Genomic DNA, 26,828 nt, shown 5'->3' with positions numbered 1-26,828 from the left:
CTCCACCGTCCTTCTCCTGCCCGAGCGACAGGGGGCCGGAACTCCTCACGACCCCGCCGAGGCCGACTCGTCGAAGATCCACCGTCCCGAATGCCCCGGCGGAAGGGCCAGATCGTTGCGCACCGCGGAGTAGTACCGCTCCCGGCCCGCCCGTTGGCGGGCCAGCAGCGTCGACCAGGCCTCGGGATCATGGGTGCGGGTGTCCAGGAAGCGTTCCATCTCGATGACCAGGACGACCCACTCGCGGGCCCGTTCCACCACGTCCGCCGAGCCGAGCATCAGGAGCGCCTCGCCGACCGGATCCCGGGCTTCGAGGGCCGAGGCCAGCTGGGGCGCCGCCTCCTCGGGGGAGAGGGGATGCGGGTGCGGATCGTTTCCGAGGTGGGCGGAGACCCGGTAGGTGAGGGTGACGCTCTTCTTCAGGACACGGGCGTAGTCGGAGTACACGGTGAGGCGCCGTTCCTCCCAGCGCGCCGTCTGCTCGCGCCGGAACCGGACCTGGTCCCCGCGCACGATCGCCAGATACGAGCCGAGGGCACCGACGATCACGCCTATCAGGGCGGGGAGTTGCTGTATGAACGCGGACACCGGCGCACAGTAACGTCGGAGTCCCGTACGGCCAACCGGCCCTTGTAGGACGGAAACTGTCCTAGTTCCGTCCTAGTGTCTTCCCATGGACGAGACCTCCGGTAATCGCGAAGCCCCCGAAGCCCCCGACGCCCTCGACGGCGTGGAGACCAGGACCTTCACGGACGTGGCGGACCTCGACGCCTGGATGTCGGCCAATGCCGGGCTCCGCGGCGGCGTCTGGCTGAAGATCGCCAAGAAGGGGTCCGGCCTGCCGTCCATCACCATCGCGGAGGCACTCGACGTGGCCCTCTGTCACGGCTGGATCGACGGTCAGCGCCGGGGTCTCGACGCGTCGTACTACCTGCAGAGGTACACCCCGCGCAGGCCAGGCAGCCTCTGGTCGATGGTCAACGTGCGCAAGGTCGAGGCCCTCACCGCGGCCGGCCGGATGCGGGCCCCGGGGCTCGCGGAGGTCGCGGCGGCCAAGGCGGACGGCCGGTGGGAGGCGGCGTACGAGTCCCAGCGGAACGCCACGGTGCCGGACGACCTCGCCGCGGCCCTGGACCGCAGCCCTCGCGCGAAGGCCTTCTTCGAAGGGCTCGGCAGAACGGACCAGTACCTGGTCGTCCTGGCCCTGCTGAAGGCGAGAACCCCGGAGGTCAGGGCGGCCCGGCTGGAGAAGGCGATCGCCGGTCTGGAGTCGGGCCGACGGGCGCGGTGACGCCCCGCCGGGATCCAGGCCCCCGACACACCCGAGCGCCCGCCTCCCGCTCACAAGGAGCCGGACGACGGGCGCGCTCAGAGGTCGATCGGGTGCGGTGAAAGAAACCCGAACCCGGTCAGCCGGCGTTCTTGATCGCCGAGATGTCGAAGTTCAGCTTGATCTTGTCGGAGACGAGCACGCCACCGGTCTCCAGCGCCGCGTTCCAGGTGAGGCCCCACTCGGAGCGCAGGATCTCCGCCTTGCCCTCGAAACCGACGCGCTCGTTGCCGAACGGGTCCTTCGCGGAGCCGTTGAACTCCAGGTCGATGGCGAGCTGCTGGGTGGTGCCGAGAATCGTCAGGTCACCGGTGATGCGGTAGTCGTCGCCACCGAGGGCCTCCGCCTTGGTGGAGCGGAACGTCATCGTCGGGAACTCGTCGGTCTTGAAGAAGTCCGCGCTCTTCAGGTGACCGTCACGGTCGGCGGAACCGGTGTTGATGCTGTCCATCGTGATGTCGAGGGAAGCCGTCGACTGCGACGGGTCGGCGCCGTCCAGGTGCAGGCTGCCGGAGAAGTCCAGGAAGCCGCCCTTGACGTTCGTCACCATGGCGTGACGCGCGACGAAGCCGATCGTCGAGTGGGACGGGTCGATCGTGTAGTCGCCGGTGAGGGCGGCAAGGTCGGGGTTCACGGCGGCGGGCGCCGCGGTGGCGGTGTTGTCCTTGTTGCCGAAGAGGCCCATGACTAACTCCTTGTGGGGACGAGCCCGGCCCTGCGCCGAAGCTGTTTAACGTTCAACGACATCGACCATAGACCTATTCCTTACGGGTTTCAACTGAATGCGTGGCGTGTTGCGCCGATTACACCCGGTTGTCATTGGTCTACTCCTAAGATCACCCGTTGCCCCTCTGGTGGGCACACGGGCACCTCCGGCACCATCGCCTGACATGACCCCCACCCGCCGTACGTTCCTCCTGGCAGCGGCGCTCACGGCGAGCCCGGCGCTCATGCCCACCCCATCCGCCCACGCGGCCCGCGACGACGACGAGTACGACACCCTCCGCCTCCGCTGGCTGGAGATCGCCCTCGGCGCCGGCTACGACCCGACCGCCGAGCCGTACGCCGCCCGTCTCGCCGAGACCGGCGAACTGGCCCGCGGCTTCCGGCGGACCATGGCCCCGACCGCCGGCTCACTCTGGCCCGGCCACCCGTACGACCCGCCGACCGGCATCACCCAGAGCTACAGCCGGCTGTGGACGATGACGCAGGCGTACGTCCAGGAGGGCACCGGCTCCACCGGCGACGCGGCCCTCCGCACGGACATCCTCCGCGGCCTCGACCACCTCTCCGCCACCGTCTACAACCCCTCCACCACCCGCTACGGCAACTGGTGGGAGTGGCAGATCGGCAGCCCCCGCCTCCTCATGGACATCGTGGCCGCCCTCCACGGCGAACTCACCGCCGACCGGATCGACGCCGCCTGCGCCGCCGTCGACCACTTCATCCCCGACTCGATGCTCCGCGACTACTCGGGCACCTCGACCGGCGCCAACCGCGTCGACCTGTGCCGCTCCGTCGCCCTGCGCGGCATCCTCGGCCGCACCCCCGCGAAGATCGCGCTCGCCCGGGACGCGCTCTCACCGGTCTTCCCGTACGTCACTAAGGGGGACGGGCTGTACGCCGACGGGTCGTTCGTCCAGCACACCTGGGTCGCGTACTCGGGAACGTACGGACAGGTCCTGCTCGACGGACTCGGCCGCCTCTTCGCGCTGCTGGCCGGTTCGACGTGGGAGGTGACCGACGCCAACAGGCAGATCATCCTCGACAGCGTGGAGGGCGCCTACGCGCCCCTGATCCACGACGGGTTGATGATGGACAGCGTCAACGGGCGTGCCATCAGCCGCGGTTACCTCAGGAGCGACGACCGCCACATCATGCGCAGCGACCACTTCCACGGTCAGGGACTGATCGCCGCGATCGCGCTCCTCGCCCAGGGCGCGAGCGCGGCGGAGCGTGAGCGCTGGCACGCGAGCGTCAAGGGCTGGATCGAACGGGACACCGTCACCCCGCTCCTGACGGCACCTCAGTTCGGGGTCGGCGACCTGGCCCGGCTGCACGCGGTCGCCGACTCGGCGGTCGAGGCCGCGCCCGAACCGGTCGGCCACCGCCTCTTCGCCGCCATGGACCGGGCCGTCCACCGCCGCCCCGGCTTCACCGCGAACATCGCCATGGCGAGCGACCGGATCGCGTACTACGAGTGCGGCAACGGCGAGAACCCGCGAGGCTGGCACACGGGCGCCGGAATGCTCTACTGGTGGGCCGGTGGTCGAAGTGGCCGGGCCGATCAGTACACGGACTGGTACTGGCCGACCGTCGACTGGTACCGGCTCCCCGGAACGACCGTGTCCACCAAGCGGCTCGCCGACAGGGCGGGCGGCGAGTGGGGCGAGCCCAAGCCCGCCGTGCGCTGGGTCGGCGGCGTGACGGACGGGGAGTTCGCGGCCGTCGGACAGCACCTGAAGGGCCTCGGGTCCACCCTGGAGGCCCGCAAGTCCTGGTTCTGCCTCGCCGACACGATCGTCTGCCTGGGCGCGGGCATCACGGCCACCGACGGCGTCCCGGTCGAGACGGTCGTCGACAACCGCAACCTGGGGGAGGGCGGCACCCAGACACTCGTACGAGGTCCCGGGTGGGCGCACCTCGAAGGCCACGGCGGCTGGGTGGTCCTGGACCGGTCCGCCCTGCGCACCCTCCGCGAGGACCGCACCGGCGCCTGGTCCGACATCAACACCACCAGCACCACCGAAGCCCGGACCCGCCGCTGGCAGACCCTCTGGCTCGACCACGGCACGGACCCGGTGGACGCCACGTACGCGTACGCCGTCCTGCCCGGTGCCTCGCGCCGCACGGTCGCCGCCCGCGCGGCCGACCCCCGCCGGCTGTCGGTCCTCGCCAACGACTCGGGCCGCCAGGCCGTGACCGTGCCCTCCCTGGGCCTGACCGCCGCCAACTTCTGGCGGGCGGGCAGGGCGGGCCCGCTCACCGCCTCGGCCCCCGCGAGCGTGCTCGTACGCCGCCGCGGCCGCACCGCTACCCTCTCCGTCAGCGAACCCCCGCGCACCGGAGAGGGCCTGGAGGTCGTCTGGGACCGTCCCGTACGCCGGGTCGTGCGCGCCGATCCCACCGTCGAGGTACTCGCCACCGGGCGCCGACTGAAGGTGCGTGTCACTCCGGGGACGGCATGCGCCACGCACGAATGTGAGGTGGCTCTCAGCTGACGGCTTGTGCGACCCCTACAAGCCGCACGCCCTCTGAGCAGTCGGATCGCCTGCATGCGGTTGTGGTTCTGTTCAGGGGTACCAGTAAAACGGGCCGGAGACTGTACGGAGTCGACGGCCCGCTTTCCTTGGTGGGCTTCGTAAGGTCGCTACATGACCGTTTTGGACGAGACCGGATCCTCGGCAGGCGAACCCACCGACGCCCGCGGGCGCGTGGCCGAACTGCACGCGATCCGTGCGGAGGCTCTTCGCGGACCCAGTGACAAGGCGACCGCGGCGCAGCACGCCAAGGGCAAGCTGACCTCCCGGGAGCGGATCGAGCTTCTGCTGGACGCCGGTTCGTTCAACGAGGTCGAGCAGCTGCGCCGCCACCGGGCGACCGGGTTCGGCCTGGAGGCCAAGAAGCCGTACACGGACGGTGTCGTCACCGGCTGGGGAACGGTGGAGGGCCGCACGGTCTTCGTGTACGCGCACGACTTCCGGATCTTCGGCGGCGCGCTGGGCGAGGCCCACGCCACCAAGATCCACAAGATCATGGACATGGCCATCGCCGCCGGCGCGCCGCTGGTCTCGCTGAACGACGGGGCGGGCGCCCGCATCCAGGAGGGCGTGTCCGCGCTTGCCGGCTACGGCGGCATCTTCCAGCGCAACACCCGCGCCTCGGGCGTCATCCCGCAGATCTCCGTGATGCTCGGCCCGTGCGCGGGCGGCGCGGCCTACAGCCCCGCCCTGACGGACTTCGTCTTCATGGTCCGCGAGACCTCGCAGATGTTCATCACCGGACCGGACGTCGTCAAGGCGGTCACCGGCGAGGAGATCACCCAGAACGGCCTGGGCGGCGCCGACGTGCACGCCGAGACCTCGGGCGTCGCGCACTTCGCGTACGACGACGAGGAGTCCTGCATCCACGAGGTGCGCTACCTCCTGTCGATGCTTCCGCAGAACAACCGCGAGAACCCGCCCCACACGGACTCCGAGGACCCCGCCGAGCGTCGTTCGGAGGTGCTCCTCGACCTGGTCCCGGCGGACGGCAACCGTCCGTACGACATGACCAAGGTCATCGAGGAGCTCGTCGACGACGGCGACTACCTGGAGATCCACGAGCGCTGGGCCCGCAACATCATCTGCGCGCTCGCCCGGCTCGACGGCCAGGTGGTGGGCATCGTCGCCAACCAGCCGCAGAGCCTGGCCGGGGTGCTGGACATCGAGGCGTCGGAGAAAGCTGCGCGTTTCGTCCAGATGTGCGACGCTTTTAACATCCCGATCGTCACTCTGCTGGATGTCCCGGGCTTCCTTCCGGGGGTCGATCAGGAGCACGGCGGCATCATCCGCCACGGCGCGAAGCTCCTCTACGCCTACTGCAACGCGACCGTGCCGCGGATCTCACTGATCCTCAGGAAGGCCTACGGCGGCGCCTACATCGTCATGGACAGCCAGTCCATCGGCGCCGACCTCACCTACGCGTGGCCCACCAACGAGATCGCCGTGATGGGCGCCGAGGGCGCCGCCAACGTCATCTTCCGCAGGCAGATCGCCGACGCCGAGGACCCCGAGGCGATGCGCGTCCGCATGGTCAAGGAGTACAAGTCCGAGCTGATGCACCCCTACTACGCGGCCGAGCGCGGTCTGGTCGACGACGTCATCGACCCCGCCGAGACCCGCGAGGTACTCATCCGCTCCCTCGCGATGCTGCGTACGAAGCACGCGGACCTGCCCTCCCGCAAGCACGGAAACCCGCCGCAGTAGTAACTCGGCGGACCCATCGCGGCAACCCCGCGGACCCCTCTCTCACGGAGACTCACCCACATGGACATGCCTGATATTCGCGTCGAGAAGGGCCACGCCGAGCCCGAGGAAGTCGCCGCCATCACGGCCATCCTCCTGGCCCGCGCCGCCTCCGCCCCGGCCGCGGCCCCGACCCACCGGGGCCGCGCGAAGGCCGGCTGGCGCCGGCTGGAGCGCGAGCCGGGGTTCCGCGCCCCGCACAGCTGGCACTGAGCCTTTGCGAATGGGCCCCCTCCTACACGGAGGGGGCCCATTCGTATGTGTTGTCGGCTGCGGGCCCGGTGGGGGCTGGTCGCGCAGTTCCCCGCGCCCCTTAAAAGCAGGGGGTGCACGCGAGCCTTTGTCTTTCAGGGGCGCGGGGAACTGCGCGAGCAACCACGACGCACCCGCAGTCGAACACGAAGGGGGCCCTCCCAAAAGGAAAGGGCCCCCTTCGCATTCGGCTGAGCGCCGCAGGCCTACCGCAGGCGCGCCATCAGGGCGTGCTCCACCAGCGTGATGAGCGCCGACTTGGCGTCCGCGCGGTGGCGGGCGTCCGTGGTGATGATCGGGGTGTCGGGCCCGATCTGGAGCGCCTCCCGGACCTCGTCCGGGTTGTACGGCTGGTTGCCGTCGAAGCCGTTCAGGGCGATCACGAACGGCAGCCCGCTGTTCTCGAAGTAGTCGACCGCGGGGAAGCAGTCGGCGAGACGGCGGGTGTCGACCAGGACGATCGCACCGATCGCGCCGCGTACCAGGTCGTCCCACATGAACCAGAAGCGGTCCTGGCCGGGCGTACCGAACAGGTACAGGATCAGGTCCTGGTCCAGGGTGATACGGCCGAAGTCCATCGCCACCGTGGTGGTGGTCTTGTCTCCCGTGTGGGTGAGGTCGTCGATGCCCGCCGAAGCGGACGTCATCACGGCCTCGGTACGCAGCGGGTTGATCTCCGAGACGGCCCCGACGAACGTGGTCTTGCCCACGCCGAAGCCGCCCGCCACCACGATCTTCGCGGACGTGGTGGAGCGGGAAGGCCCTCCGCTAGAGCTTGCGAAGTCCACTGAGCACCCTTTCGAGCAAAGTCACGTCTGGCTGACCGCCGGCGTTCTCGTCGCCGCCGGGCTGATGGATGGCGACCAGGCCCGCCTCCGCCAAGTCGGCGACGAGGATCCTGGCCACGCCGAGAGGGATCGTCAGGAGGGCCGAGATCTCGGCCACCGACTTGATCTCCCGGCAGAGGTTGCAGATCCGCTGATGCTCGGGCAGCTGGCCCTGCATCTGGTGCGGCTGCGCGGTGGTGTGCACCAGTGCCTCGATGGCGAGTTGATACCGAGGCCTGGTGCGGCCGCCCGTCATGGCGTAGGGGCGGACCAGCGGGTTGCTGGCGCCCCCCGCGGGCGACGGTTCGGGAGAGCGTCGCTGCGGCTGCACGGGCTGGATGCGCGGCGCCGGCGGCTGGTCGTACGGCGAGGGCCCGGGGCCCTGGGGTGCGTAGGGCTGCTGGCGCCGCGGGGACGGTGCGGAGGGGAAGTTGTACCGGTTCGGCGAGTCGTTCCCGCCCTGGCCCTGGCCAGGGCCATAGGACCAGTTGCCCGAAGACGAACCGCCTGGGGGTGTTGCCACTTTCTCCTCCTCCGACTGTGCCGGGCCCATCAATGTGGAGCCGCGTCCCGAAACCTTACGGCCACGGGACGCCAAAACGCATCGCTTGTCTGCTAGTTGAGAAGGCTCCCCTGGAGCTCCGCACGCAGATCAGGCGTCAGAACCGTACCGGCACGGTCCACCAGAAGGGCCATCTCGTACCCGACGAGACCGATGTCCGCTTCCGGATGTGCGAGTACTGCGAGCGACGATCCATCGGAAATGGACATGAGGAAGAGGAATCCCCGCTCCATCTCCACAACCGTCTGATTCACGCTCCCGCCCTCGAAGATGCGGGACGCGCCCGCGGTCAGCGAGGTGAGACCCGACGCGACGGCCGCCAGCTGGTCGGCACGGTCGCGCGGAAACCCGTCGGACATCGCCAGAAGGAGTCCGTCGGCGGAGACCACCACCGTGTGGGACACCCCGGGGGTGTTGTCCACGAAGTTGGTGATCAACCAGTTCAGGTTCTGTGCCGCCTGGCTCATCGGGCTCACACTAACGCTCCTGGTTGTAGGTGCTGTCAGGACCGAAGCCCTGGCCGTTCGTTTCGCTTCCTGCGTTACGCCCCCTCTGGACCCCACGGCGCAGGTTGCTCAGCCTGCCCCGTACGTCCTCGGGAGCGCGGGAGACCGAGGGGCCGCCCTGGGGGGTCGATTCCGCGGTGCCCTCGACCAGATTGGCCTTGGGTACACGCCTCGGCAGACCGGAGGAGGTGACTCCGCCCGCCTTGGGCTTCTTCAGCTGCTCGGCGCGCTGCCACATCTGGTCGTTGTTCGACCGCCAGTCGCCCTTGCCGGAGCCGTTGCCGCCGCTTGAGTTGCTGTCGTTGCCGCCGCCGAAGGGAGCGGGCGATTCCTGGCCCACGGTCTGCTGGCCGCCCGCGCTCGCGGTGGAGCCGCGACGGGGAAGCCCGGCGTCGGTGGATCCGCGGCGCGGAAGCCCGGCGTCGGTCAGCGCGTGGGCGGCGGGAGAGGCCGTTCCCGGACGCTCGAAGCCTACGCGGTCCTGCTCGGCCACGTCAGCGGCCTGTACGGGTTCCGCTTCGGGAGCGTACTCGGAACGGTAGCCGTTCTGGTACGTCTCCTGCTGCGGCCAGTCGTCCTGGTAGGACTGCTCCTCGAAGGCCGAGAAGGAGTCCCGCGCGGGAGCGTGGGCCGGCTGGGGCTCCTCCTGGACCGGCTCCGCATAGGGGGTTTCCGGGTACCCGCCGTTGGCCGGGAAGTACGTCTCGTCGTACGACGCCTGCTGCGGCTCCTCGTACGGCGTCTGCTGGTCGTACGCGGGCGCGTCGTTGTACGCGGCTGCGCCGTTGTCGTACGCCGTCACACCGTTGTCGAAGGCCTGCTGACCGTTGTCGTAGCCCTGCTGCGGGCCGAACTCGTCGCTGAGCGGCTGGACCCCGCCCTCCAGCTCGCCGTGCGTCTGGGCCTCCAGGGCCGCGCGGCGCTCCTCACGCATCAGCGAACGGCCCACGGGGTCCAGCTCGCGTATGTCGTCCGGGACCTCGGCGTAGCGGCTGTCGTCGAAGCCCAGCTCGGCGGCCGTACGCATCGGCTGCTGGCCGCCGCCCTGGAACTCCTCGCCGCCGAACGGCTGCTGCTCCGGGATGATCTGCGAGACGGTGAACTCGTCGCGCTGCGGTGCCTGCTCGCCGCCACCACCGTGCGTGATGATGTCGGGGAGCATGACGAGCGAGGTCGTACCGGCCTGCTCGCCCGAGGGGCGCAGCTGGACGCGGATGCCGTGCCGGTCGGACAGCCGGCCGACCACGAACAGACCCATGCGCTGCGAGATCGCGGCGTCCACGGTCGGCGGGTTGGCCAGCTTGTGGTTGATGTCCGCGAAGTCCTCGGCGGTGAGGCCGATGCCCTTGTCGTGGATCTCGACCATGATGCGGCCGTCCGGGAGACGGGTCGCGGTGACGCGGACCTTGGTCTGCGGCGAGGAGAACGTGGTCGCGTTCTCCAGGAGCTCGGCGAGCAGGTGCACGAGGTCGGTCACGGCGCGGCCGTGGATCTCGGCCTCCGGGACGCCGGAGAGCTCGACGCGCTCGTACTGCTCCACCTCGGAGGAGGCGGCGCGCAGCACGTCGACCAGCGGGACCGGCTGGTCCCAGCGGCGGCCCGGCTCCTCGCCGGCGAGGACCAGGAGGTTCTCGCCGTTGCGGCGCATACGGGTCGCGAGGTGGTCCAGGCGGAAGAGGTTCTCCAGCTGGTCCGGGTCGGCCTCGTTGTTCTCCAGGTCGGTGATGAGGGTCAGCTGGCCCTCGATCAGCGACTGGTTGCGGCGCGACAGGTTGGTGAAGATCGCGTTGATGTTTCCACGGAGCAGGGCCTGCTCGGCGGCCAGTCGTACGGCCTCGCGGTGGACCTGGTCGAAGGCGCGGGCGACTTCGCCGATCTCGTCCGTGGTGGTGATCGGGATGGGCGTGACCCGGGTGTCGACCCGGCCCGGGTCGGTACGCGAGAGCTGGTCGACCAGCATCGGCAGGCGCTGCTCGGCGACACCGAAGGCCGCGTTGCGCAGCTGGCGCATCGAGCGGCTCATCTGGCGGGCCATGAGGCCGGCGATGATGAAGGCGGCGAGCAGGGCCACGATGACGATGGCGCCGTTGACGAAGGCGTCGCGCTGGGCGTCGGTGGCGATCTGGCCCGCTTCGTCGACCGCCCGGTTGATGAGGTCTTCCTCGACCTCGCCGTAGCCGTCGAACTTGAGGGTGGAGGCCGCCATCCAGGTCTCGGGCGTGATGCCCTGCTGGGCCAGGTCGGTGGGTGAGGCACCGCTGCCGATGGCCTGGATCATGCCGGTCATGGAGGGCGGGGCCTTGTAGGTCCCGCCGGCTGCCTCGGTCTTGCTCTTCGCCTCGGCGGCCAGCTTCGCGCCCTGGGCGGTCTTCTCCGCCATCACCTGCTTGAGCCGCGCGGCGTCCGCCTCCGTGCCACCGGAGACGTACTCCTGGACGGCGATGTTCTCCAGGTACGCGTACGACGTGAACGCGGTGACCTGCTGCTCACGGATCTTCTCGTTCGAGCTGGGCTTCACCAGGAGGTGCATGCCGATCGAGCGCTGCAGGGACTCGGCGCCCTTGGCCAGCGTGACGGCGTACACGGTACGGCCGTAGCTCGTGATGTTGCCGGTACCGAGGCCCAGCTCGTTGGAGAACTCCGCCAGGAGGTGCTCGACGGTGACGTAGCCCTCTTCGGTCTTCGTCGGATCCATCGCGGTGGTGTACGCGGCCTTGCGCAGCTGGCCCAGCGTGGGCTCGGCGTCCTCCACCAGCTTCAGCCGGCGCTCGAGGCCCTGCCCGGCCGGCATTCCGACGACTTCCTCGTGGAACGCGTCGGCCCGCTGGTCCGTGAGAGCACGGGCCTGCTTGACCGTGGCGTTGTTCCGGTCGCCCTCCAGCAGTGGCTGGGCGGAGATGTCACGTTCGTTGAGGAGCGCCTCGGCGTACTGTCCGGCCGCGTCGACGATCTTGGCGACCTTCTCCGCGTCCTGCGCTTCCTGCCAGGTGTCTATGGAGCTCTTCACCTGGAAGCCGCCCATGACGAGCCCGACGATCACGGGTATGAGCAGAATCGCGTTCAGCCTGGTCGGCACACGCCAGTTGCGCGGGGACAGACGACCGCCGCTCTTCGCGGGTGGGGCCGCCGGCTCCGGGCCGGACACATGTGCGGGTGCCGCTCCGCGCGGCGGCGGGGTGAAGTTGCCCCGTGCCGACGGCTCGGGACCGTTCTTGCTACGCCTCACTCGACCAACAACCTCTCGGCGTGTGCACCTTCGTCGTGCCGCGTGTGTCTTCCGGCCCTTACTACTGGGCAGTTCTGGCATTCCAGCACGTCAGGGTGTGCTCGTCCAAACACTCGGAACCAAGGATTCCGAGTGATGTAAGCCCTAGATAAAACGGTCATAAAGAGCGAGCCCCGCCAAAAGGCGGGGCTTTTGTGAGCACAGCGGCATCAGACGACCGCGACGCGTGTCGGTACCACTCGATATCTCTGTCGAAACGTTATGAACACCAAGGCCGACCGTGTCAAACGACACAGCCGGCTCCAGTGCGTCTACGACAACTGCCGTACGGCGTTGCCAACTTGTGTGCCAGGCCTGCCGGGCCGACGAGAACACGGTCCTCCGCACGATCCCTAGCGCAGACGAGCCATCAGGGCGTGCTCGACCAGAGTGATCAGCGCACTCTTGGCGTCCGCGCGATGGCGGGCGTCCGTCGTGATGATCGGGGCGTCCGGGCCGATCTGCAGAGCCTCCCGGACCTCGTCGGGCGTGTAGGGCTGGTGCCCGTCGAAGCCGTTCAGGGCTATGACGAACGGCAGGCCGCTGTTCTCGAAGTAGTCGACCGCGGGGAAGCAGTCGGCGAGACGACGGGTGTCCACGAGCACGACGGCGCCGATCGCGCCGCGTACCAGGTCGTCCCACATGAACCAGAAGCGGTCCTGGCCGGGCGTACCGAACAGGTACAGGATCAGGTCCTGGTCCAGGGTGATACGGCCGAAGTCCATGGCGACGGTGGTCGTCGTCTTGTCCCCGGTGTGGGTGAGGTCGTCGATGCCCGCCGAGGCGGACGTCATGACGGCCTCGGTGCGCAGCGGGTTGATCTCGGAGACGGCACCCACGAACGTGGTCTTGCCGACGCCGAAGCCACCCGCCACCACGATCTTCGCGGAGGTGGTCGCCCGACCTCCGTCAGAGCTTGCGAAGTCCACTGAGCACCCTTTCGAGCAGTGTCACGTCCGGGGCGCCGCCATTGCTCTCGTCGCCACCCGGCTGGTGGATCGCGACGAGTCCGGCCTCCGCGAGGTCCGCGACGAGAATCCGTGCCACACCCAGGGGCATGGACAGCAGGGCCGACACCTCGGCCACCGACTTCACCTCACGGCAGAGGTGGCAGATCCGCTGGTGCTCCGGGAGCAGCCCCATCAGCTGCGCCGGGTCGGCCGTGGTGCTGATCAGTGCCTCTATGGCGAGCTGGTAGCGCGGCCGGGTCCGGCCGCCGGTCATCGCGTACGGACGTACCAGCGGCTGGTCGCCCTCATCCTCGTACGGCTGTGCGTACGGATCATGAGAGGCGGTGGGCGGGGTCATTGATCCTCCGGGCGGGACAGCAGGTCGGTCAGTCGTGCCGTCTGACGGGGCCGGTGGGGGGAGGGCGGCCGACGGATTGTGCGGACGTTCGGTGAAATTCGGACGTACGTTAAAACCTGGCTAGTGAAGCAGGCTGCCCTGGAGCTCGGCCCGCAGATCCGGCGTGAGCACCGCACCCGCACGGTCGACGAGCAGGGCCATCTCGTATCCGACAAGGCCGATGTCGCAGTCCGGGTGGGACAGGACCGCGAGGGACGATCCGTCCGAGACGGACATGAGGAAGAGGAAGCCGCGTTCCATCTCGACGACCGTCTGGGCGACGGTGCCGCCCTCGAAGATCCGGGAGGCGCCGGCCGTGAGTGAAGTGAGTCCGGAGGCGACGGCCGCGAGCTGGTCGGCGCGGTCGCGCGGAAAGCCCTCGGACATCGCCAGAAGGAGTCCGTCGGCGGAAACGACGACGGTGTGGGACACCCCGGGGGTGTTGTCAACGAAGTTGGTGATCAACCAGTTGAGGTTCTGTGCCGCCTGGCTCATCTGGCTCAACTAACGCTCCTGCTGGTGAGTGGGGCTGGGGAAGCTGCCGGTCTGGCCGGTACCGGCCTGCCGACCTTGCTGGATGCCCCTACGAAGATTGGTCAGCCGGCCGCGTACGTCATCGGGCGCACGCGAGACCTGCGGACCGGTTTGGTGCTGTTGCTGCTGAGCCGTCCCCGCGACGAGGTTCGCGCGGGGGACCCGGCGCGGCAGACCCGAGACGGTGACGCCACCCGCGGAGGGCTGGCGTACCCGCTCGGCCTGCCGGCCGAGTTCGTCATTGGGGGTGGTCCGCCAGGAGGCGGACCCGGATGCGGCGGGCGCCGGACGCTGCGGGGCCGCGGGAGCCTGTGCGGGCTCCTGCGGTGCCTGCTCGCCGTTGCCGGCCTGGGCCTGGTTGAACCAGTTGGTCTCCAGGGTGTCGTACAGCGGCGTACGCCCGTCGCCGGGACCCGCCGGCGGCAGCGCCTCGGGCTCCGGGGGGAGCGCGGGACGCCGACGCGACGGGGGACGCTGGGGGTGGGTGCCGTTGGTGCCGTTGGCACCGGGACGCTCGAACTGTCCGGTGCCGCCACCCTGCCGCTCGCCGTGGTTCGGCGCCGGGAACTGGCCGGTGTTGTTCTGCTGAACATCCTGCCCGGGCGCCGCGTACTGACCGGTGGAACCACCGTCATGGCCGGGCATCGAGAACTGGCCGGTGGCGGCGGGGTCCTGGCGGTTGTACTGGCCGCCCGCGGACGGGTTCTGGCCCGCGCCGGAAGGATTCGGCGTACCGAACACGTCCGGGCGGACGAACTGCCCGTTGTTCTGCGGGGCGCCCGCGCCGGAACGCGGGGCGTCGTAGTCCTGCCGCGGGTACTCGCCCGTGGAACCGGCACCCTGACGGTCGTCGATCCGCGGGAACTCCGAGGTGGACGCGGGAGAACCCGGGCCCTGACGGTCGTTGATCCGCGGCATCTGCGAAGTGGCGTCCGGCTCCTCGTGGCCGCGCGGGGCGTCCATCGGGGAACGCGGCACCGGCGGCTGCGCGTTGTCGTCGCTCCAGCTGGGCACCCGCGGCTGCGGGTTGCCGCCGGGCAGCTCGGCACGCGGACCACCGCGCGGCGGCAGCTGCGGCGGCTGCTGCGGAGGACGACGGCCCTGGTCACCACCGGCCGGACGCTGCTGGGGCTGCGGGGGCACGGGGCCGCGGTTGTTGCCGCCCATCGTGTCCTGACGTCCGCCACCGAACGCGTCCTGCCGACCGGAGTCGTTGTTGCCGAAGTCGTTGAAGGCCTGCGGGGCACCGGCACCGGCCGGGGCCGGCCTGCCCTGCGGGGGCTGGGGGCCACGCGAGCCGCCAGGTCCACCAGGTCCAGGTCCGCCCGGGCGACCGCCCGCGTCCGGCCTGGGCAGCGCGGCGCGCGCTCCGGTTCCGGCGCCGACCTGGCCGCGCTGCGGACCGGGGTTGAGCCGACCGCCGTTGCCGCCGGTGGGAGCACCCGCGCCGAGGGCGGGACCGCTTCCTGCGCCGCCCCGACGGGCTGCCGCGACACCGGCCGCGGCCTGCGCGGCGGCGGGGCCGCCGCCGGCGGGAATGCCCTGGCCCTGCTTGTTGCCCGGAACCTTCTTGCCGCCCTGGGCGACATCGACGGGCAGCATGACCAGCGCGGTCGTACCACCGGAGTCGGACGGGCGGAGCTGGATGCGGATGCCGTGTCGCTGGGACAGCCGGCCGACCACGAACAGACCCATGCGGCGGGAGACCGAGACGTCCACGGTGGGCGGCGAGGCGAGCCGCTCGTTGATCGCCGCGAGGTCCTCGGGCGAGAGGCCGATACCGGTGTCGTGGATCTCGATCAGTACGCGGCCGTCGGGCAGCGCGTGACCGGTGACCTTGACCTTGGTCTGCGGGGAGGAGAACGACGTGGCGTTCTCCAGCAGCTCGGCGAGCAGGTGCACGAGGTCGTTGACCACGCGGCCTGCGACCTCGGTGGTGGGCACGGCCGACAGCTCGATGCGCTCGTACTGCTCCACCTCGGAGGCGGCGGCACGGAGCACGTCGACCAGCGGGACCGGACGGGTCCAGCGACGGCCGGGCTCTTCACCGGCGAGAACCAGGAGGTTCTCACCGTTACGGCGCATGCGGGTCGCGAGGTGGTCGAGCTTGAACAGCGAGGACAGCTGGTCCGGGTCGGCCTCGCGGGACTCCAGTTCGGAGATGAGCGAGAGCTGACGCTGGATGAGGCCCTGGGAGCGGCGCGAGAGGTTGGTGAACATCGCGTTGACGTTGCCTCGCAGGAGGGCCTGCTCGGCGGCGAGCCGGACGGCCTCGCGGTGCACGTCGTCGAACGCCGCGGCGACCTGGCCGATCTCGTCCTTGGAGTGCACACCGACCGACTCGACGGACGTGTCGACGTCCTGCGGGTCGGACTCGGAGAGCTGCTTGACCAGCTCGGGCAGCCGGTCCTGGGCGACCTTCGTCGCGGTGTCCTGGAGGCGGCGCAGCGAGCGGATCATGGAGCGGGCCACCACGAAGGCGCCGACCAGCGAGACACCGAGCACCAGCAGGATCAGCGCACCGGAGATGATCGCTTCCTGCTCGGCCTCGTTGCGCAGCTCGCGGGCCTTCTGCTCCATCTCGTTGAGCAGCGTGAGCTCGATCTTCGACATTTCCTGGATCTTGGAGGAGTCCGCGTCCACCCAGTCCAGGTACGAGCGCTTGTCACGCAGCTGCAGACCGTTCTCACGCCGGAGCACACGCTCCGCGTAGGTGTCGGCCGCCTTGATGGTCGGGCTCGGCTCGTCGAGCGGCTTCGTCAGCTCGCGCGAGTTGCCCTCGTAGATGCTGGCGAAGCTGGTGAGCTCGGCCTTCTGGTTCTCGAAGGCGGAGAGGCCGTACTGCCGGTCGTTCTCGGAGAGATCGCCGTACGTGGCATCGGTGGCCGGCAGGGCCGCGGCGATGACCGCACGCTGGATGGACGCGTACTCCTTGGCGGTGGAGAAGGCCGCCAGGGCGCGCGTGCGCTGGATCATCTCCGGGTTGCTGGTCGCCTCGGCCATGTCCTGGGAGAGGCCGAGCAGCTGCTCGATCAGCCGGTGGTACGACTCGACCGACTGGGAGGAGTTCTTCTCGTCCTGGAAGGCGTTGTTGCGGATGCCGCTCAGGGTGTTCAGCTGGGTGGCGATGGCCACCACGTTGTCCCGGACGCCGTCGAGGTTCTCGTTGTTGCCCGCGTCGTCGAGCTCGTGGGTGCCCTCCATGAAGGCGGCACGCGCACGGTCGGTCTTGTCGCGGACGCCCTTGACGGTGAAGTCGGACGCCTTCGTGCCGTTGGCGAGCGGACCGGCCGACTTGTCGCGCTCCTCCTGGAGCGCGGCGGCGAGCTCGGTCGCCTGCTTCGTCATGTCGGTCAGCAGCTTCATGTTCTCGAGCTGCTGGATCTCGTCCATCGTGTCGCTGATGCGCAGGGCGCCCAGCGAGGTGGCGGCGACCACGGGCAGCGCGAGCAGCGAGACCAGACGCGTGGAGATGCGCCAGTTGCGCAGAGCTATTCGCGAGCCGGGGCCGCTGGGGTTCTTCGCTTTGGGCGGTGCGGCGGGCGGGGTACCGGGGCCACCGGTCACCGCGTTCGGACCGCCCTTGCCCTGGGCGCCCTTGGGCGCACCGGGGCGCGAGGAGCGCTCACCTCCGTCGCCGGCCTGCGCCGGTCCTTGGTTCTGGGCGTGCTGGGGCGAGGAACCGGTGCCGGTCCCGCCGTGCGGCTCCGGCTCCGCCGAAGCGCTGCCATCCCTCTTGAAACGTCCCTGCACTAGCGTCGCAACCTCTGGACCAGGCGCCTCTCCGCGTGAACGGCGAGACGGTGTCGGCGTCTTGGGAGCGCCCTGAACGCGCTCCCATGTGTGGTCGTGAGTGACCGGCGCAGGCCCCCCTTCCCGCCGCCACTCGGCGCTGCGTTCGCGCCCCTTGCGCGCCGGTTCGATCCCGCGGCGGTTCCGTGGAATTCCAGCACAGTGCCGGATCTCCAACAAGGCCCATGGGTCATGCTGTGACCATCGTGACACCTAGTGAAGGAGGTGTTACGGCATGTGGAAAGCGATTCTGTTTATATCGGACACAGGTGCACGAGTCATTCGCATGTAAGCGGTGTCCCAGTCGCCATGATCAGGAGCGGAATAAGGGCTTCAGTGGCGCAATGTCCGTTTCGGTAGGGCGAGTTGAGAGTCCGAATTGACCGGATTGCCTGCTGGTAAGTGAGGAAACTCACACGTTGATCACGTCGCCTTCACGCGTTCCACAGGGAATCGCATGTTTAGCCTGGCGCTTTACAGGGATGGCAAATCCGACAACCCGCGCCCGCGCGGCGGTTCTTGAAGCCGCCCGGCGCCCGTACCGACAGGGTCCGAAACCGCAGATGAAGACGACGATGATGTTCCTCAACATAGCCAACCCGCGGCGCACGACACTGGCCCACCTCGAGGACGCCGAGGAGCTGCGTACGCCGGAGCAGCAGGAGCACTCCGTCGAGCTCCCCGCGCAGACCGCCAACCCCCGGCGCACGATCCTGATGGACGCCCCGGTCGCGGCCATGGCGGCGGAGTAACCCTCCCACGCCCACCCCGGAGCAGTTCCGCGAGGTCGCGCCCCTCTCCCGCGTTAGCCTGGAGCCTCAGACTCCAGCCAGCTCAGTGAGGGGCGCAGGCATCTCGTGCGCATCGCCAGGTTCTCCATCGACGGCAACGTCGCGTTCGGCGCGGTCGAGGGCGAGAGCCCTCCTGGGTCGACCGACGGGCTCGTGCTCGACATCATCAAGGGCCATCCGTTCACGGACTTCGAGCTCTCCGGCACGAAGGTCCCGCTGAGCAAGGTCCGGCTCCTGCCGCCCATGCTCCCCAACAAGGTCGTGGCCTTCGGCCGCAACTACGCGGAGCACGCCAGGGAGCTGGGCAACGAGGTGCCGGACGCCCCGTTCGCCTTCTTCAAGCCGTCCACCTCGGTGATCGGCCCCGGCGACGAGATCGCGTACCCCTCCTTCTCGAACGAGGTGCACCACGAGGCCGAGCTGGCCGTGGTCATCGGCCGTATGTGCCGGGAGGTCCCGCGCGAGCGCGTCAAGGACGTCATCCTCGGCTACACCTGCGCCAACGACGTCACCGCACGCGACGTCCAGAAGCGCGAGAAGCAGTGGGCCCGGGCCAAGGGCTTCGACTCCTCCTGCCCGCTCGGCCCCTGGGTGGAGACGGACCTCGACCCGTCCGACCTGACCATCATGTGTACGGTCAACGGCCAACAGCGCCAGCTGGGCCGCACCAGCGAGATGATCCACTCCGTGGAGGATCTGATCGTCAACATCACCGAGGCCATGACGCTGCTCCCCGGCGACGTGATCCTCACGGGCACCCCCGCGGGGGTCGGCCCGCTCACTGTCGGCGACGAGGTCGCCGTCACCATCGAAGGCATCGGCACTCTCACCAACAAGGTGATCAAGCGTGGCTAACGCGACCGTCCGCGTACGTTTCTGTCCGTCCCCGACCGGCAACCCCCACGTGGGCCTGGTCCGCACCGCTCTGTTCAACTGGGCGTTCGCCCGGCACAACGAGGGCACTCTGGTCTTCCGCATCGAGGACACCGACGCGGCCCGCGACTCCGAGGAGTCGTACGGCCAGCTGCTCGACTCGATGCGCTGGCTGGGCTTCGACTGGGACGAGGGCCCCGAGGTCGGCGGCCCGCACGAGCCGTACCGCCAGTCGCAGCGGATGGACATCTACCGCGACGTGGCGGCCAAGCTCCTGGAAGCGGGCCACGCCTACCACTGCTACTGCTCCACGGAGGAGCTGGACGCCCGCCGCGACGCCGCCCGCGCCGCCGGCAAGCCGTCCGGCTACGACGGCCACTGCCGCGAGCTGACCGCCGAGCAGAAGGCCGCGTACGAGGCCGAGGGCCGCACCCCCATCGTCCGCTTCCGCATGCCCGACGAGACGATCACCTTCACGGACCTGGTCCGCGGCGAGATCACGTACCTCCCGGAGAACGTCCCGGACTACGGGATCGTACGAGCCAACGGAGCCCCGCTCTACACGCTCGTGAACCCGGTCGACGACGCCCTGATGGAGATCACCCACGTCCTGCGCGGCGAGGACCTGCTCTCCTCCACCCCGCGCCAGGTCGCCCTCTACAAGGCGCTGACCGAGCTGGGCATCGCCAAGTCGGTACCCGCCTTCGGACACCTGCCGTACGTGATGGGCGAGGGCAACAAGAAGCTCTCCAAGCGTGACCCCCAGTCGTCGCTGAACCTCTACAGGGAGCGCGGCTTCCTCCCCGAGGGCCTGCTCAACTACCTCTCCCTGCTGGGCTGGTCGCTCTCCGCCGACCAGGACATCTTCACGATGGACGAGATGGTCGCGGCCTTCGACGTCAAGGACGTCAACCCGAACCCGGCCCGCTTCGACCTCAAGAAGGCCGAGGCGATCAACGCCGACCACATCCGCCTGCTGGATGTGAAGGACTTCGCCGAGCGCTGCGCCCCCTGGCTGAAGGCCCCCTTCGCGCCCTGGGCGCCGGAGGACTTCGACCAGGCCCAGTGGGACGCGATCGCCCCGCACGCCCAGACCCGCCTCAAGGTCCTCTCCGAGATCACGGACAACGTCGACTTCCTGTTCCTGGCGGAGCCGGTCTTCGACGAGGTGTCCTGGACGAAGGCCATGAAGGAGGGCAGCGACGCGCTGCTCCGTACGGCCCGCGAGAAGCTGGACGCGGCCGACTGGTCTTCGCCCGACTCCCTCAAGGAGGCCGTCCTGGCCGCCGGCGAGGAGCACGGCCTCAAGCTGGGCAAGGCCCAGGCCCCCGTCCGCGTCGCCGTCACGGGCCGCACGATCGGCCTGCCGCTCTTCGAGTCCCTGGAGATCCTGGGCAAGGAGAAGACGCTGGCCCGCATCGACGCGGCACTGGCGAAGCTGACCGCCTAGGCACGCGGTCGTTCAGTCCGCACGCAGAGGGGCGGCGTCCGGTTCGGACGCCGCCCCTCTCGCGTACACGGAGTCGACACCCGGAGTTCACCCCTCCGGCCAACTCCCGCTCTCCCGACGGACATTGGATGTTTCGGGCGCACATGATGCGCGTGTTCACCATGTTTCAGGGGAGGGGAACGTGACCCGTTCACGAGGACGTTCACGAAGACTTGTGGGATTCGCTCTTGGCGGGGCGATGGCGTTGTCGGGGGCAGTGCTGACCGTGCCGGCCGAGGCCGCGCCGAACGCCGACACCCCGGTCGCCACCACGCAGTTGAACCACATCAACCCGGTCGACGTCCGATACGGCTGGGTGGGGGCCTCCGGATTCCAGTACGCGCTGGGCAACGCGGGCAACTTCCAGTGGGCCGAGTACCCCGGCATCACGCCGCCGGCACACGCAGGCCCCGACGATCTGGCCACCGGCACCGACGTCCAGATCACCGGGACGTCGGGCACCGTCATCACCCAGAGGCACCGCTCCACCGGCACGACCGCCACCGTCACGATCCCGACCGGCCAGACCTACCGGGCGGCGTCCGGCTGGAGCGTGCTCACCCAGGACGCCGACGGAGCCCTGCACGTGCTGCGGGCCGCCGCCGACGGCACGACCGCCGACCTCGCGGTCACCGGCCTGCCGTCAGGAGCCCGGCCCACGGGCACCTACGCGACCGGCGGCTCGGTCCGCCGCCTCGCCGTCACCTACACCCTGGACGGCACCTCCTCCCTGGGCCTCGTCGACCTCGCGGACGGCACCTTCCGTACGTACGCCGGAGGCGTCGGCACCGAACCGTCGATCACCTTCAACGACAGCTGGCTCGTGGTGAACCGCAAGGCGATCCGGGTGGACCCGGAGCCCGGCACCGCACCCGCCACGGTGAGCTTCCCCGCCAAGCCCCTCGCGGTCGTCGGCGACCAACTCCTCAGCGGCGACCCGGACTTCATCTCCTCGCCCGCCGGCGAGGCACTCACCGCCACTTCGCTCGCCACCGGCGCCAGGCGCACGGTCCTCGCCGACGCCGACGGCGCCTTCCGTGCCACCCCGGACGGCGGCCTGCTCGCCACGGCCGGTGCCACGGCCAGCGACTTCCACGTGTACCGCGTCCTGCCCGCAGGGGGCGGGGACGTCTCGGCCCGGCCCGTGTTCACGGTGCCGCCGACCCGGGCCAAGGTCGACGGCCTGATGGTCGCGGGCGGCGAACTCCTGATGTTCGGCAACGCCACTCCCACCCCCGGCTGGGACGCCGCGTACGCCGTACCGCTGGACCCCACGGGCAAGCCCACCGGCATCCAGGTCCGCCGCAGCCCGTTCATCGGCTCCTCGCCCTGCCTCGGCGGCGACGCCGCCTGCCCCCAGCTGGAGGCCCTCGGCGACGGCCGCTTCGCCTACCTCCACACCAACTCGGACGGCAAGGAGTCGGTGCACGTCGCCGGGGACACCGACACCTTCCTCGCCGAACCCACCGGCTCCGTCGGCGGCCGCATCGGCACCGGCACCGGTCGCTACGTCCTCTACAACGGCGGAACCCCCGCCACCCAGAAGATCGCCGACTTCCCCCGCGGAGCCGACGGCCAGACCGCGCTCGACCGCACCCGCAGCGCCGCCGCGATCTGGGGCCAGCGCCTGTGGACCCCCGGCACCACCCAGGGCAGCGTCGTCGCGTACGACCTCAAGGCCAAGCGGAACGTCGCCACCGTGGACACCGGCGCCCCCTGCACCCCCAGCGAGATCCAGGCCGTCAACACCTGGCTCTACTGGAGCTGCGGCAGCGCAGGACCCTCCGGTGTCCACGACCGGGCCACGGGCCGGAACATCACGGTCCCGGCCGGCCCGTCCCGGCTCGCCGACGGCTACCTCGTCCGTGAGAACCGCACCGGCCACGAGCTGCTGCTCACGGACTTCCACACCGGTACGGCGACCACCCGGACCGCGGCCGTGCTGCCCACCGCGGACCAGAACACCGGCGGCAACACAGGCCGCTGGGCCGTCGACCGCTTCGGCGGCAACGTCGCGTACCTCACCGCCCAGGGCGAGGTGGCGATCGTCACCGCGGGCGTCCCCACCTCGCCGCTCGCGCAGATGGAGGCCCAGACCGACGCCGCCGCCGGGCCCACGACCCAGAACCCCTGGCAGCCCGTCTGGCAGTTGAGCAAGCCCTCGACGTGGACCCTGACCCTGACCAACGCGAGCGGCAACGTCGTACGCAACCTCACCGGCGATTCCAGGGCCGCCGCCGTCCGCGCCTCCTGGGACGGCCGCTGGGGCGACGGCAACCGGGTCACCGGCACATACACCTGGCGCCTGACCGCCGAGGCACGCGACGGCCAGGGCCCCGACCTGGCCCTGACCGGCACGACCACGGTCAACTGAGAGACGCGGCCACCGGCACAGGGTTACGGTCGAACCATGACGATCAGGGCTGTGGTCTGGGATGTGGACGACACCATCTTCGACTACACCACGGCCGACCGGGCCGGCATGCGCGGACATCTCGCCGCCGAGAACCTGCTCGACGGGTACGCCTCCGTCGAGCAGGCCCTCGACCACTGGCGCGACCTCACCGACCAGCAGTGGGCGAGGTACGCGGCGGGGGAGGTGGACTGGGAGGAGGGCCGCCGGGACCGGGTGCGGGCCTTTCTGGGCAAGCCCCTCACCGACCCGGAGGCGGAGGACTGGTTCCTCCGGTATCTCGGGCACTACGAGTCGGCCTGGGCGCTGTTCCCCGACGTCCTGCCCGTCCTCGACACCCTGGCCGGCAGCCACCGCCACGCCGTGCTGTCCAACTCCAGCATCCGGGTCCAGGACCACAAGCTGCGCGTTCTCGGCGTACGGGACCGGTTCGAGTCCGTGCTCTGCGCGGCCGAGCTGGGTGTCTCGAAGCCCGCGGCGGAGGCGTTCCACGCGGCCTGCGAGGCCCTGGAGCTGCCGCCGAACCAGGTCGCGTACGTCGGGGACCACCCGGAGATCGACGGGCAGGGCGCGGCCGACGCGGGAATGTTCTCGGTCTGGATCGACCGCGGGGGCGTGAGAGCCGTCACGGCCCCGGAGCCCGACGCCGCACCGGGCGGGGTGCCGGATCAGCTCACCGGCCTGCGCCGGATCGCCTCGCTGGCCGAACTCCCTGCGATCCTCGGGCCCGATACCCGTTTTGGAGCGCCGTCCACCTTCAGGTAATGTTCTTCCTGCGCCGCCGGAGAGCGGGCCGAAAGGCCGGAAACCGGAGGCGCACGCTAAAGCAGGATCCCTGCGGGGGTTTGTGTTTCAGTGGCCTATGGTGTAATTGGCAGCACGACGGTTTCTGGTTCCGTTAGTCTAGGTTCGAGTCCTGGTAGGCCAGCTCGCAGAGCTCATCTGCAACCGCGGAGATCAACTCCGCAAAGCCCCCGTTGTGTAGCGGCCTAGCACGCTGCCCTCTCAAGGCAGTAGCGCCGGTTCGAATCCGGTCGGGGGTACAGATCCTTCCCAGGGAGACAGTCCGGGTCGCACCCACTGATTCTCATGCAGGATCGCTAGGGCCCCCGTTGTGTAGCGGCCTAGCACGCCGCCCTCTCAAGGCGGTAGCGCCGGTTCGAATCCGGTCGGGGGTACGAACTGGTATGAACCACATTGGTCTATGGTGTAATTGGCAACACTACGGTTTCTGGTACCGTCATTCTAGGTTCGAGTCCTGGTAGACCAGCTCGGATCTGCGGAAACGCAAGATCCTGGCCCCCGTTGTGTAGCGGCCTAGCACGCCGCCCTCTCAAGGCGGTAGCGCCGGTTCGAATCCGGTCGGGGGTACGTCATCGAAGAAGCCCTCCCCAACAGGGGAGGGCTTCTTCGCGTTGAGAGCCGGGTCGATGTCAACTCCGGTCGGTCGCTGCGGCGTTGAAGCGACCGGCGGGAGGAAGTCGAATCGGGCGTCAGTCTGCGATGCACGTCAGCCGGTGCGGCGCAGGGCCTCCGAGAGGCGGCCGGCCGCGTCGATGATCGCCTGGGCGTGCATCCGGCCGGGGTGACGTGTGAGGCGCTCGATCGGTCCGGAGACCGAGACGGCGGCGACCACGCGGTTCGACGGCCCGCGCACCGGGGCCGAGACGGACGCGACGCCCGGCTCGCGCTCGCCGATCGACTGGGCCCAGCCCCGGCGCCGTACACCCGACAGGGCCGTCGCCGTGAAGCGGGCGCCCTGGAGGCCGCGGTGCAGACGCTCCGGCTCCTCCCAGGCCATCAGGATCTGGGCCGAGGAGCCCGCCTTCATGGTGAGCGTCGAGCCGACCGGGACCGTGTCCCTGAGGCCCGACAGGCGCTCCGCCGCGGCGACGCAGATGCGCATGTCGCCCTGGCGGCGGTAGAGCTGCGCGCTCTCGCCCGTGACATCGCGGAGGTGGGTGAGCACCGGGCCCGCCGTCGCGAGGAGACGGTCCTCGCCGGCGGCCGCGGCCAGCTCGGCGAGGCGGGGGCCGAGAATGAAGCGGCCCTGCATGTCGCGCGCCACCATCCGGTGGTGTTCAAGTGCCACGGCGAGGCGATGTGCCGTGGGTCGTGCCAGCCCGGTTGCCGCGACCAGCCCTGCGAGGGTGGCCGGACCGGACTCCAGGGCGCTCAGGACAAGGGCTGCCTTGTCCAGAACGCCGACGCCGCTACTGTTGTCCATGAAACGATACTCGCGTCTCACTCTGTGAAACGCAAGTTCAATTTTACGTGGAACGCGCCACCCTGGTAGGTACACGGCCCGTGGACCGACGGGCCCGGCGGAAGACGTCCGGTACGAGGGGTACGGACGCCACCGCCCCGAAAATCTCTAGTTGGGCCGGCGCCACACAGGCCGGCCGGAGGGAAAGCGATGGGTAGGACACTCGCGGAGAAGGTCTGGGACGACCACGTCGTCCGGCGCGCGGAGGGCGAGCCCGACCTTCTCTTCATCGATCTGCACCTGCTGCACGAGGTGACCAGCCCCCAGGCCTTCGACGGTCTCCGTCAGGCGGGGCGCCCCGTGCGCCGTCTCGACCTCACCATCGCGACCGAGGATCACAACACCCCGACCCTCGACATCGACAAGCCCATCGCGGACCCGGTCTCCCGCGTCCAGCTGGAGACGCTGCGCAAGAACGCCGCCGAGTTCGGCGTGCGCCTGCACTCGCTGGGCGACGTCGAGCAGGGTGTCGTGCACGTCGTGGGCCCGCAGCTGGGCCTGACCCAGCCCGGCACCACGGTCGTGTGCGGTGACTCCCACACCTCCACGCACGGCGCCTTCGGCGCGCTCGCGTTCGGCATCGGCACCTCCCAGGTCGAGCACGTGCTGGCCACCCAGACGCTGCCGCTGGCCCGCCCCAAGACCATGGCCATCACGGTCGACGGCGAACTGCCCGAGGACGTCACGGCCAAGGACCTGATCCTGGCGATCATCACCAAGATCGGTACGGGCGGCGGCCAGGGCTACATCCTGGAATACCGCGGCTCCGCCATCGAGAAACTCTCGATGGAGGCCCGCATGACCATCTGCAACATGTCGATCGAGGCCGGCGCCCGCGCGGGCATGATCGCCCCCGACGAGACCACCTTCGCGTACATCAAGGGCCGCGCCCACGCCCCCGAGGGCGAGGACTGGGACGCCGCCGTCGCGTACTGGAAGACCCTGAAGACGGACGAGGACGCGGAATTCGACGCCGAGGTCGTCATCGACGGCGCCTCCCTCGCGCCGTTCGTCACCTGGGGCACCAACCCCGGCCAGGGAGCGCCGCTTTCGGCGTCCGTCCCCGACCCGGCTTCGTACGAAGACGCTTCGGAGCGCTTCGCCGCCGAAAAGGCCCTGGAATACATGGGGTTGGAGGCCGGACAGCCGCTGCGCGACATCAAGGTGGACACCGTCTTCGTAGGTTCGTGCACCAACGGCCGTATCGAGGACCTGCGCGCGGCCGCCTCGATCGTGGAGGGCCGCAAAGTCGCCGACGGCGTACGGATGCTGGTGGTCCCCGGCTCCGCGCGCGTCGGTCTGCAGGCCGTCTCCGAGGGCCTGGACCTGGTCTTCAAGGAGGCCGGCGCCGAATGGCGGCACGCGGGCTGCTCGATGTGTCTGGGCATGAACCCCGACCAGCTGGCCCCCGGTGAGCGCTCCGCGTCCACCTCGAACCGCAACTTCGAGGGCAGGCAGGGCAAGGGCGGCCGTACGCACCTGGTCTCGCCGCAGGTCGCCGCCGCCACCGCCGTGCTGGGCCATCTGGCCTCTCCCGCCGACCTGTCCGACGCCCCTGTGCCCGCTGGAGTCTGA

The 26,828-nt window shown here is 69.8% G+C and carries 21 protein-coding genes and 5 tRNA genes; 15 read left to right on the top strand and 11 right to left on the bottom strand.

The annotated features are described in order from the left end of the window. Nucleotides 1-45: 45 nt before the first annotated feature. Nucleotides 46-588, bottom strand: coding sequence for a hypothetical protein (locus tag OG718_RS18550; RefSeq protein WP_143640622.1), 543 nt, complete (start codon nucleotides 586-588; stop codon nucleotides 46-48). Between the two features lie 85 nt (nucleotides 589-673). Here OG718_RS18550 and OG718_RS18545 point away from each other — a divergent pair, with 85 nt between their 5' ends. Further along, entirely contained in the window at nucleotides 674-1,291 is a 618-nt protein-coding gene (locus OG718_RS18545; RefSeq protein ID WP_143640623.1) for a YdeI/OmpD-associated family protein, read from the top strand. Nucleotides 1,292-1,409: 118 nt separating this feature from the next. On the opposite strand, the gene OG718_RS18540 is transcribed toward OG718_RS18545, so the two are convergent. Further along, nucleotides 1,410-2,015 (bottom strand): YceI family protein, encoded by a 606-nt coding sequence (locus tag OG718_RS18540; RefSeq protein WP_328844625.1) that lies wholly within the window; start codon nucleotides 2,013-2,015, stop codon nucleotides 1,410-1,412. Nucleotides 2,016-2,220: 205 nt separating this feature from the next. Here OG718_RS18540 and OG718_RS18535 point away from each other — a divergent pair, with 205 nt between their 5' ends. The 3 genes from OG718_RS18535 (at nucleotide 2,221) to OG718_RS18525 (ending at nucleotide 6,549) form a co-directional block, all read left to right on the top strand. Continuing rightward, complete coding sequence (locus OG718_RS18535) at nucleotides 2,221-4,551, top strand: polysaccharide lyase 8 family protein (protein WP_328844624.1); 2,331 nt, start codon at nucleotides 2,221-2,223, stop codon at nucleotides 4,549-4,551. Nucleotides 4,552-4,704: 153 nt separating this feature from the next. Continuing rightward, nucleotides 4,705-6,297, top strand: a complete 1,593-nt coding sequence (locus tag OG718_RS18530) for an acyl-CoA carboxylase subunit beta (protein ID WP_143640626.1) — start codon at nucleotides 4,705-4,707, stop codon at nucleotides 6,295-6,297. Between the two features lie 60 nt (nucleotides 6,298-6,357). After that, nucleotides 6,358-6,549, top strand: a complete 192-nt coding sequence (locus tag OG718_RS18525) for an acyl-CoA carboxylase subunit epsilon (protein WP_143640627.1) — start codon at nucleotides 6,358-6,360, stop codon at nucleotides 6,547-6,549. A 245-nt stretch (nucleotides 6,550-6,794) separates the two neighbouring features. Here OG718_RS18525 and OG718_RS18520 read toward each other — a convergent pair whose 3' ends face one another. The 8 genes from OG718_RS18520 to OG718_RS18485 form a co-directional block, all read right to left on the bottom strand. Further along, nucleotides 6,795-7,376 carry a GTP-binding protein gene (locus OG718_RS18520; RefSeq protein WP_026248371.1) on the bottom strand — a complete coding sequence of 194 codons (582 nt, stop codon included), beginning with the start codon at nucleotides 7,374-7,376 and terminating at the stop codon, nucleotides 6,795-6,797. Then, nucleotides 7,357-7,938 carry a DUF742 domain-containing protein gene (locus tag OG718_RS18515; protein WP_055614001.1) on the bottom strand — a complete coding sequence of 194 codons (582 nt, stop codon included), beginning with the start codon at nucleotides 7,936-7,938 and terminating at the stop codon, nucleotides 7,357-7,359. Before OG718_RS18515 ends, OG718_RS18520 begins: the two co-directional genes overlap by 20 nt. Before the next feature lie 92 nt (nucleotides 7,939-8,030). Then, nucleotides 8,031-8,444, bottom strand: a complete 414-nt coding sequence (locus tag OG718_RS18510; protein ID WP_055614026.1) for a roadblock/LC7 domain-containing protein — start codon at nucleotides 8,442-8,444, stop codon at nucleotides 8,031-8,033. A 10-nt stretch (nucleotides 8,445-8,454) separates the two neighbouring features. Next, a complete protein-coding gene (locus OG718_RS18505; protein WP_328844623.1) occupies nucleotides 8,455-11,709 on the bottom strand; it encodes a sensor histidine kinase in 3,255 nt (1,084 codons plus the stop codon). A gap of 392 nt (nucleotides 11,710-12,101) precedes the next feature. Continuing rightward, on the bottom strand, nucleotides 12,102-12,677 hold the full coding sequence (locus OG718_RS18500; protein WP_055614002.1) for a GTP-binding protein: 576 nt from the start codon (nucleotides 12,675-12,677) through the stop codon (nucleotides 12,102-12,104). Continuing rightward, complete coding sequence (locus OG718_RS18495; RefSeq protein ID WP_055614003.1) at nucleotides 12,658-13,056, bottom strand: DUF742 domain-containing protein; 399 nt, start codon at nucleotides 13,054-13,056, stop codon at nucleotides 12,658-12,660. Before OG718_RS18495 ends, OG718_RS18500 begins: the two co-directional genes overlap by 20 nt. Nucleotides 13,057-13,176: 120 nt before the next feature. After that, nucleotides 13,177-13,590, bottom strand: coding sequence for a roadblock/LC7 domain-containing protein (locus OG718_RS18490; RefSeq protein ID WP_044471908.1), 414 nt, complete (start codon nucleotides 13,588-13,590; stop codon nucleotides 13,177-13,179). A 9-nt stretch (nucleotides 13,591-13,599) separates the two neighbouring features. Beyond that, nucleotides 13,600-17,382, bottom strand: coding sequence for a sensor histidine kinase (locus tag OG718_RS18485; protein ID WP_260695440.1), 3,783 nt, complete (start codon nucleotides 17,380-17,382; stop codon nucleotides 13,600-13,602). Nucleotides 17,383-17,984: 602 nt separating this feature from the next. Here OG718_RS18485 and OG718_RS18480 point away from each other — a divergent pair. The 10 genes from OG718_RS18480 (at nucleotide 17,985) to OG718_RS18435 (ending at nucleotide 24,358) form a co-directional block, all read left to right on the top strand. Continuing rightward, the gene (locus OG718_RS18480) at nucleotides 17,985-18,173 is read left to right on the top strand and encodes a hypothetical protein (RefSeq protein WP_186001304.1); all 189 of its coding nucleotides are present in this window, start codon (nucleotides 17,985-17,987) and stop codon (nucleotides 18,171-18,173) included. Nucleotides 18,174-18,278: 105 nt separating this feature from the next. After that, nucleotides 18,279-19,067, top strand: a complete 789-nt coding sequence (locus tag OG718_RS18475) for a fumarylacetoacetate hydrolase family protein (protein WP_306937715.1) — start codon at nucleotides 18,279-18,281, stop codon at nucleotides 19,065-19,067. Next, entirely contained in the window at nucleotides 19,060-20,535 is a 1,476-nt protein-coding gene (gene gltX, locus OG718_RS18470) for a glutamate--tRNA ligase (protein ID WP_143640629.1), read from the top strand. Before OG718_RS18475 ends, gltX begins: the two co-directional genes overlap by 8 nt. Before the next feature lie 214 nt (nucleotides 20,536-20,749). Further along, entirely contained in the window at nucleotides 20,750-22,948 is a 2,199-nt protein-coding gene (locus OG718_RS18465) for a FlgD immunoglobulin-like domain containing protein (RefSeq protein WP_328844622.1), read from the top strand. Nucleotides 22,949-22,984: 36 nt separating this feature from the next. Then, complete coding sequence (locus OG718_RS18460; RefSeq protein ID WP_328844621.1) at nucleotides 22,985-23,752, top strand: HAD family hydrolase; 768 nt, start codon at nucleotides 22,985-22,987, stop codon at nucleotides 23,750-23,752. A 91-nt stretch (nucleotides 23,753-23,843) separates the two neighbouring features. Then, nucleotides 23,844-23,915 (top strand) — tRNA-Gln (locus OG718_RS18455). Between the two features lie 42 nt (nucleotides 23,916-23,957). Beyond that, nucleotides 23,958-24,030 (top strand) — tRNA-Glu (locus OG718_RS18450). A 62-nt stretch (nucleotides 24,031-24,092) separates the two neighbouring features. Continuing rightward, nucleotides 24,093-24,165 (top strand) — tRNA-Glu (locus OG718_RS18445). Nucleotides 24,166-24,185: 20 nt separating this feature from the next. Continuing rightward, nucleotides 24,186-24,257: transfer RNA gene (locus tag OG718_RS18440), tRNA-Gln, on the top strand. A 28-nt stretch (nucleotides 24,258-24,285) separates the two neighbouring features. Beyond that, nucleotides 24,286-24,358: transfer RNA gene (locus OG718_RS18435), tRNA-Glu, on the top strand. 139 nt (nucleotides 24,359-24,497) lie between these two features. Here the strand turns inward: OG718_RS18435 and ndgR are convergent. Next, a complete protein-coding gene (ndgR, locus tag OG718_RS18430) occupies nucleotides 24,498-25,214 on the bottom strand; it encodes an IclR family transcriptional regulator NdgR (protein ID WP_053137572.1) in 717 nt (238 codons plus the stop codon). A gap of 189 nt (nucleotides 25,215-25,403) precedes the next feature. Here ndgR and leuC point away from each other — a divergent pair, with 189 nt between their 5' ends. After that, complete coding sequence (gene leuC / locus OG718_RS18425; RefSeq protein WP_143640631.1) at nucleotides 25,404-26,828, top strand: 3-isopropylmalate dehydratase large subunit; 1,425 nt, start codon at nucleotides 25,404-25,406, stop codon at nucleotides 26,826-26,828.

Origin of the sequence: Streptomyces sp. NBC_00258 (genome assembly GCF_036182465.1) — a bacterium.
Classification (GTDB): Bacteria; Actinomycetota; Actinomycetes; order Streptomycetales; family Streptomycetaceae; genus Streptomyces.
The sequence above is the reverse complement of the archived record's forward strand: the minus strand, read 5'-3'. Positions and strand labels throughout refer to the sequence as shown.

Excerpts from the sequence above, each read along its gene's own strand:
- OG718_RS18545 (WP_143640623.1), top strand. The coding sequence starts at position 674 with ATGGACGAGACCTCCGGTAATCGCGAAGCCCCCGAAGCCCCCGACGCC.
- OG718_RS18540 (WP_328844625.1), bottom strand. The coding sequence starts at position 2,015 with ATGGGCCTCTTCGGCAACAAGGACAACACCGCCACCGCGGCGCCCGCC.
- OG718_RS18535 (WP_328844624.1), top strand. The coding sequence starts at position 2,221 with ATGACCCCCACCCGCCGTACGTTCCTCCTGGCAGCGGCGCTCACGGCG.
- OG718_RS18530 (WP_143640626.1), top strand. The coding sequence starts at position 4,705 with ATGACCGTTTTGGACGAGACCGGATCCTCGGCAGGCGAACCCACCGAC.
- OG718_RS18525 (WP_143640627.1), top strand. The coding sequence starts at position 6,358 with ATGGACATGCCTGATATTCGCGTCGAGAAGGGCCACGCCGAGCCCGAG.
- OG718_RS18510 (WP_055614026.1), bottom strand. The coding sequence starts at position 8,444 with ATGAGCCAGGCGGCACAGAACCTGAACTGGTTGATCACCAACTTCGTG.
- OG718_RS18495 (WP_055614003.1), bottom strand. The coding sequence starts at position 13,056 with ATGACCCCGCCCACCGCCTCTCATGATCCGTACGCACAGCCGTACGAG.
- OG718_RS18490 (WP_044471908.1), bottom strand. The coding sequence starts at position 13,590 with ATGAGCCAGGCGGCACAGAACCTCAACTGGTTGATCACCAACTTCGTT.
- OG718_RS18480 (WP_186001304.1), top strand. The coding sequence starts at position 17,985 with ATGAAGACGACGATGATGTTCCTCAACATAGCCAACCCGCGGCGCACG.
- OG718_RS18460 (WP_328844621.1), top strand. The coding sequence starts at position 22,985 with ATGACGATCAGGGCTGTGGTCTGGGATGTGGACGACACCATCTTCGAC.
- ndgR (WP_053137572.1), bottom strand. The coding sequence starts at position 25,214 with ATGGACAACAGTAGCGGCGTCGGCGTTCTGGACAAGGCAGCCCTTGTC.
- leuC (WP_143640631.1), top strand. The coding sequence starts at position 25,404 with ATGGGTAGGACACTCGCGGAGAAGGTCTGGGACGACCACGTCGTCCGG.